This window comes from Saccharopolyspora sp. 6M, from assembly GCF_020176775.1.
Classification (GTDB): domain Bacteria; phylum Actinomycetota; class Actinomycetes; order Mycobacteriales; family Pseudonocardiaceae; genus Saccharopolyspora_C; species Saccharopolyspora_C gregorii.
Window position 1 is genome coordinate 1 of the sequence record NZ_JAIUJZ010000294.1, and the last position, 6,189, is coordinate 6,189.

The 6,189-nt window shown below is 72.8% G+C and carries 6 protein-coding genes; all 6 read left to right on the plus strand.

The genetic code is table 11. The features are described from left to right. Positions 1-1,025 (plus strand): sugar transferase (locus LCD31_RS27810; RefSeq protein ID WP_224963005.1); only part of this gene is annotated, 1,025 nt, incomplete at its 5' end. Beyond that, positions 1,022-2,158, plus strand: coding sequence for a glycosyltransferase (locus LCD31_RS27815; RefSeq protein ID WP_224963007.1), 1,137 nt, complete (start codon positions 1,022-1,024; stop codon positions 2,156-2,158). The genes LCD31_RS27810 and LCD31_RS27815, both read left to right, overlap by 4 nt. Continuing rightward, positions 2,155-3,129, plus strand: coding sequence for an NAD-dependent epimerase/dehydratase family protein (locus LCD31_RS27820; protein WP_224963009.1), 975 nt, complete (start codon positions 2,155-2,157; stop codon positions 3,127-3,129). The genes LCD31_RS27815 and LCD31_RS27820 overlap by 4 nt, the downstream gene beginning before the upstream one ends. A 50-nt stretch (positions 3,130-3,179) precedes the next feature. Then, positions 3,180-4,415: a glycosyl hydrolase family 18 protein gene (locus LCD31_RS27825; RefSeq protein ID WP_224963011.1), complete on the plus strand. Its 1,236-nt coding sequence runs from the start codon at positions 3,180-3,182 to the stop codon at positions 4,413-4,415. Positions 4,416-4,425: 10 nt separating this feature from the next. Continuing rightward, positions 4,426-5,808 carry a glycosyltransferase family 2 protein gene (locus tag LCD31_RS27830; RefSeq protein WP_224963013.1) on the plus strand — a complete coding sequence of 461 codons (1,383 nt, stop codon included), beginning with the start codon at positions 4,426-4,428 and terminating at the stop codon, positions 5,806-5,808. Between the two features lies 1 nt (position 5,809). Next, positions 5,810-6,189 (plus strand): response regulator (locus LCD31_RS27835; RefSeq protein ID WP_374201691.1); only part of this gene is annotated, 380 nt, incomplete at its 3' end.

Consider the following 6,189-nt stretch of genomic DNA (forward strand, 5'->3'; position numbering starts at 1 on the left):
CGGGGGCGGGCGGGCTGGTGCTGGCGCGCCTCGCCGGGGTCGCCGGGCTGCGGGCCGCGCACCGGCGCGGGCGGCTGGTGGAGGTGGTGCTGGTCGTGGGTGCCGGGGCCACCGGGGTGCGGATCTCCCGCGCGCTGCTGGAGCACCCGGAGTTCGGGCTGCGGCCGTTGCTGCTCGCCGACGAGCCGGTGCCGGCGGCGGTGCCGGTGCCGGGCCGGCCGCGGCAGCGGGCCGAGCTGGTGGCACGGTACCGCGCCACCCGGGTGGTCCTGTGCGCCGCGGACACCGAAGCGGATCTGGTGGGCATCGTCCGGGCCGCCCGCCCGCTGCCCGCCGCGGTGCACCTGGTGCCCGCGCTGCCGGAGCTGGGGGTGGCGTTGCCGCAGCGGTTGCTCGACGAGGTCTGGGGGATCCCGCTGGTGCCGCTGCGCCGCTGGAACCACACCGCGGCCGCGGCTCTGGTCAAGCGCGCGTTCGACGTGGTGCTGGCCGGGGCGCTGCTGGTGGTGCTGGCACCGCTGCTGCTGGTGTTGGCCGCCGCGGTCCGCTTCGGGGGCGGCGGGGCGGCGCTGTTCCGCCAGCGCCGCGTCACCGGTCCCGGCCGGTCGGCGACCGTGGTGAAGCTGCGCACCGTGCCGCGCGGGACCGCGCAGGGCTGGGCGGTGCGCCCGGCCGACACGACTCCGCTGGGCAGCTGGCTGCGCGGCACCCACTTCGACGAGCTGCCGCAGCTGGGCAACGTGCTGCGCGGCGAGATGTCGGTGGTGGGGCCGCGCCCGGAACGGCCCTGCTACGCCGAGCGCTTCGCCCGCGAGGTCCCGCGCTACCGGGACCGGCACCGGGTGCGCGGCGGCATGACGGGCTGGGCCCAGGTGCACGGCCTGCACGGGGACACCTCGATCCCCGAGCGGGCCGAGTTCGACAACCGCTACATCGAGAACTGGACGCCGTGGCTGGACGTGGTGGTCGTGGCCAGGACGGTCGGCATCGTGCTGGCCACCGCGATGGGGGGAGACCAGGAATGAAGGTTCTGCACGTGATCACCGGTCTGGGGGTCGGCGGTGCCGAGCTGCAGCTCAGATCGATCTTGCAGCACACCCGGCACGACGCCGACGTGCTCGCGCTCTACAACCCGGGCGACGTCGCCGACATGATCACCGGGGACGGGGTCCGGGTCCGCGACCTCGGCATGACCAGCAACACGCAGCTGGGCGCCGTGCTCAAGATGCGGTCGCTGATCCGCGAGGGCGGCTACGACGTGGTGCACACCCACCTGTACCGGGCGTGCGTCTACGGCAAGCTCGCCGCCCGGCTCGCCGGGACCCCGGTGGTCGTCGGCACCGAGCACTCGATCGGCGAGACGCACCTGGAGCGCAGGCGGATGACCGCCGGGGTGCGCGGCCTGTACCTCGGCACCGACGTCTTCGCGCAGCGCACCATCGCGGTGTCGGAGACCGTGGCCGACCGGCTCGCGAACTGGGGGATGCGCGCCGAGAAGATCACCGTCATCCCGAACGGCGTCGACTTCGGCCGGGTGTCGTTCGACCCGGACGCGCGGTCGCGGGTGCGCGCCGAGCACGGCATCGACGACCGGGCGCACGTGATCGGCGTGCTGGGCAGGCTGGACGCGAACAAGCGCTTCGACCTCGTCATCGAGGCGGCCTCCCCGCTGCTGGGCGAGGGCGCGAAGCTGCTCGTCGTCGGCGGCGGCGCCGAGCGGGAACGGCTGGAGCAGCAGGCGGCGGCGCTGGGCGTCGCCGACCACGTGGTCTTCGCCGGGGAACGCCACGACGTGTCCGCGATGCTGTCCGCGTTCGACCTGTTCGTGGCCTCCTCCAAGCAGGAGACCTTCGGGCTGTCGGTGCTGGAGGCGCTGGCCAACGGCATGCCGGTGCTGTACACGACCTGCCCCGCGCTGGAGGGCGTGCACACCGATCGGGCCCGGCAGGTGCCCGGCGACGTCGAGGGAATGCGCTCGGAGATCGCCGCCGAGGTCACCGACCGGCGCCCGCGCGGCGACGTGCCGGTGATCCGCGACCTGTACGGCATCGAGGCCGTCACCGGCCGCATCGACGACCTCTACGAGCGGCTGCGCTCCGGAGGCAGGCGCGTCGCCGGCCGGGAGCTGGCCACCGAGCAGGGCGGAGGGGTCCGATGAGGGCGCTGGTCACCGGAGCCGCCGGGTTCATCGGCTCGCACCTCGTGGAGTGGCTGCTGGCCGAGGGGAACACCGTGGTCGGCGTCGACGACCTCAGCACCGGCAGCGAGGCGAACCTGCCCGCGGACGAGCCGGACTTCCGGTTCGTGCGCGGCACCATCCTCGACGGTTCGCTGATCGACGACCTGGTGTCCGAAGTGGACGTGGTGTTCCACCTGGCCGCCGCGGTGGGCGCGTTCGTCATCCAGGAGCGCACCCTGCGCGGCCTGCTCACCAACGTGCACGGCACCGAGAACGTGCTCGACTCGGCGCACCGGCACGGGGCGCGGGTGCTGGTGGCCTCCACCAGCGAGATCTACGGCAAGAACACCAAACCGGGCCTGGCCGAGACCGACGACCGGCTGATCGGCTCGCCGTTGAAGACCCGCTGGACCTACTCCGAGGCGAAGGCCATCGACGAGAGCCTCACCTGCTGCTACGTCCGGGAACTCGGGCTGGACGCGGTGATCGTGCGGCTGTTCAACACCGTCGGGCCCCGGCAGAGCGGCCGCTACGGCATGGTGATCCCGCGGCTGGTGAGCCAGGCGCTGCACGGCAGGCCGCTCACCGTGTTCGGCACCGGGCACCAGGTCCGCTGCTTCTGCCACGTGCACGACGTGGTGCCCGCCCTGGCGCGGCTGGCGGAGCTGCCCGCCGCCAACGGGACCGCCGTCAACCTCGGCAGCACCGAGCAGGTGTCCATCATGGACCTGGCGAGCCGCGTGCTGGAGCTGACCGGATCCGACGCGGGCGTGGTGAAGATGTCCTACGAGGACGCCTACGGTGCCGGTTACGAGGACCTGCAGCGGCGGGTGCCGGACTGCGCCAAGGCCCGCGAGCTCATCGGGTTCCAGCCCGCGCGCACCCTCGACGACATCATCCGCGCCGTCATCGACGAGCAGACGCGCGCCGCGCAGGTCGTCTCGGCGTAAGCGGGGCGGCGATGAGCGACGACGGGGTTCGGGAAGGAGAACGAGATGGTGTGGCGACCGCGGACGGCGCCGAGCAGGACGGCCTCGGGGCGAAGCTCACCGCGTGGTGGCGGCGGACCTGGGCCGGATCCGGCCCGGACGAACCGGAACCGACCGGACCGCGGTCCTGGCCGCCGGACCAGGGCCCCAGCCCGCGGGCGCGGCGGGTCCGGCACTTCGGCGGCTCCGTCTGGTTCATCGCGCTCATCGCGATCGCCGCGCTGCTGGTGGTCGTGATGGCGGCGCCGCGCATGATGTCGCCGTCGAAACCGGGCACGCTGGTGGTGGCGTCGCTGCCGTTCTGGAACCTCGGCAACGGCACCACCACCGTCGTCGCCAACCGGGACTCGGTGAACGAGGTCTCGCCGTGGATCTACGGCCTCGGCGACGACGGGCGGATCACCCACCAGTTCCCGCCGGAGCGCACCGCGGAGGTCGCCGAGCAGGTCGGGAAGCTCCGCGAGGCCGGGGTGCCGGTGGTGGCCTCGCTGGCCAACATCACCGACGGGCGCTGGGCGTACGAACCGGTCGCGAAGGTGCTGCACGACCCGCGGCTGCGGGACCGGCACGTGCGGGAGATCGTCGCGCTGGTCGAGCGCGAGGACTACGCGGGCATCGACATCGACTACGAGAACCTGCGCGCCGGGGACCGGGACGCGTTCAGCGCCTTCGTCACCGAACTGGGCGCGGCGCTGCGGGCCGAGCGCAAGACCCTGTCGGTGGCGGTGTTCGCGAAGGCCAGCGACGAGGGCTACGACGAGCGCAACGTCGTCCAGGACTTCGTCGTCATCGGCCGGGCCGCCGACCAGGTGCGGCTGATGGGCTACGACTTCCACTGGGGGACCTCGCCGCCCGGGCCGGTCGCACCGATCGGCTGGGTGCGCGAGGTCGTGAAGTACGCCAAGTCGAAGATCCCGCAGGAGCGGATCGTGCTCGGCATCCCGCTCTACGGCTACGACTGGGTCGGCGAGCACGGCACCAACGTCACCTGGCTGCAGGCCTTCCAGCTCGCCACCCAGCACCGCGCCGAGACCAACTACGACCCGGTCAGCCAGACCCCGTGGTTCCGCTACACCGACGAGCGCGGCCGCGAGCACGAGGTCTGGTTCGAGAACTCGGTCAGTTCCAAGGCGAAGTTCGAAGTGGCCCGCGGCTCCGGCATCCGCGGCGTCTACCTGTGGATGTACGGCTACGAGGACACCGCCACCTGGAACCGGCTGGCGGAGAGCCTGCCGGTCGGCGAATGAGGGGGCGGTCATGATCCCGTGGTGGGTGCTGGCGATCGCGGTCTTCGGCGCGAACTTCACGCTGTGGGGCCTGATCGGGTTGTTGCGGGTGCTGGACGGCTGGCGCGGCGCCGCGCGGGAGCGGATGGTGCCGCGCCGGACGAAGGTCGCCGACCTGCAGGCGCACCGGGAGAAGAAGGCGCAGCCCGGGCGCCACCGGCTGCGCCGCGCCACCGACCTGAAGCTCACCGACGTGGCCGTGCTCATCGCCGCCCACAACGAGGAGCTCGTCATCGCGGAGAGCCTGCGGGCCATCACCCGGCTGGTGCCGCTGAAGCAGGTGCACGTGGTCTCCGACGGCTCCACCGACCGCACCGTCGAACTCGCCCGGCGCGCCGGGGTCAACGTGATCAGCACCGACGACAACGTGGGCAAGGCAGGCGCCCTGCAGGTCGGCATCCGCCGGTTCCGGCTGGTGCGCCGGTTCCGCCTGGTGATGCTGCTGGACGCCGACACCCGGGTGGAACCGGGTTACTTCCGCGCCGCCTTGCCGCTGTTCGACGATCCGGACGTGGTGGCCGTCGCGGGCTGCGTGCGCACCGAGTGGCGGGACCGCTCGCTGTCGTTCGCCGGGCGCGTGGTGGCGTTCCACCGGCAGCGGATCTACTCGATGACGCAGTACCTGCTGAAGTTCGGCCAGACCTGGCGGCACGTCAACGCCACCCACATCGTGCCGGGCTTCGCCAGCGTCTACCGCACCGACGTGCTGCCGAACATCGAGGTGAACCCGCCGGGGCTGGTCATCGAGGACTTCAACATGACCTTCGAGGTCTACCAGAAGCGCCTCGGCAAGATCGGGTTCACGCCCTCGGCGGTCGCCGCCACCCAGGACCCGGGCACGTTGCGGGACTACGTGCGCCAGTCGAGGCGGTGGTCGCTGGGGCTGTGGCAGACGGTGCGCAGGCACCCGCCGCGGCTGAACCTGTTCACCGCGATGCTGACGCTGCTGCTGGTGGAGCTGCTCACCAGCGGGATCATGCTGGTGCTGCTGCCGCTGGTGCTGCTGGTGCTCCTCGTCCCGGAACTGGTGGGCGGGGTGCTCACCGTGCCGTGGTTCGCCGGCACCTACGAGGCGGTGTCGGGCTACCTCACGGTTCCCGCGCTGCTGCTGGGGATCGTGCTGCCGGACCTGCTGCTGACGGTCGTGGTGGCGATCATCCAGCGGCAGCCGCGGTTCCTGCTCTACGCGTGGCTGTTCCTGCCGATGCGGGTGCTGGACTCGGCGATCGCGCTCGCCGCGCTGCCGCTGGCGTGGTGGTCGCGCTCCACCGGCCGCTGGAGCAGCCCGCGCCGCCACCGGGTCGAGCCGCCCGGCGAGCAGCCCGGCCTCGGCGCCGGTGCGCAGGCCGGCTGAGGTGGCGCGGAAGCCGGCCGGTCTCCCGCAGGTGGATGAGGACTTCCGCGCCGCGGCGCGGGACCGTGAGGTGGTGAACGTGCTGCGGCTGCTGATGGTGGACGACCACCTCATGCTCACCGAGGCGTTGAGCGCCCGGCTCTCCGAGGTGGCGGACGTGTGGGTGGTGGGCCGGTGCGCCACCGACGATCCGCAGCTGCCCGCCCTGGTCGACCGGTTGCGCCCGGACGTCGTCACCGTCGACGTGGACCCGGTGCGCTCCACCGGGGACCTGGTGGAGTCGGTGCGCACCCACCGGCCCGCGGTGCACGTCGTCGTCCTCACCGGTGGTCTCGACCCGCAGCGGGCGGTGGACGCGGCGCGCTCGGGGGCGGCCGGGTG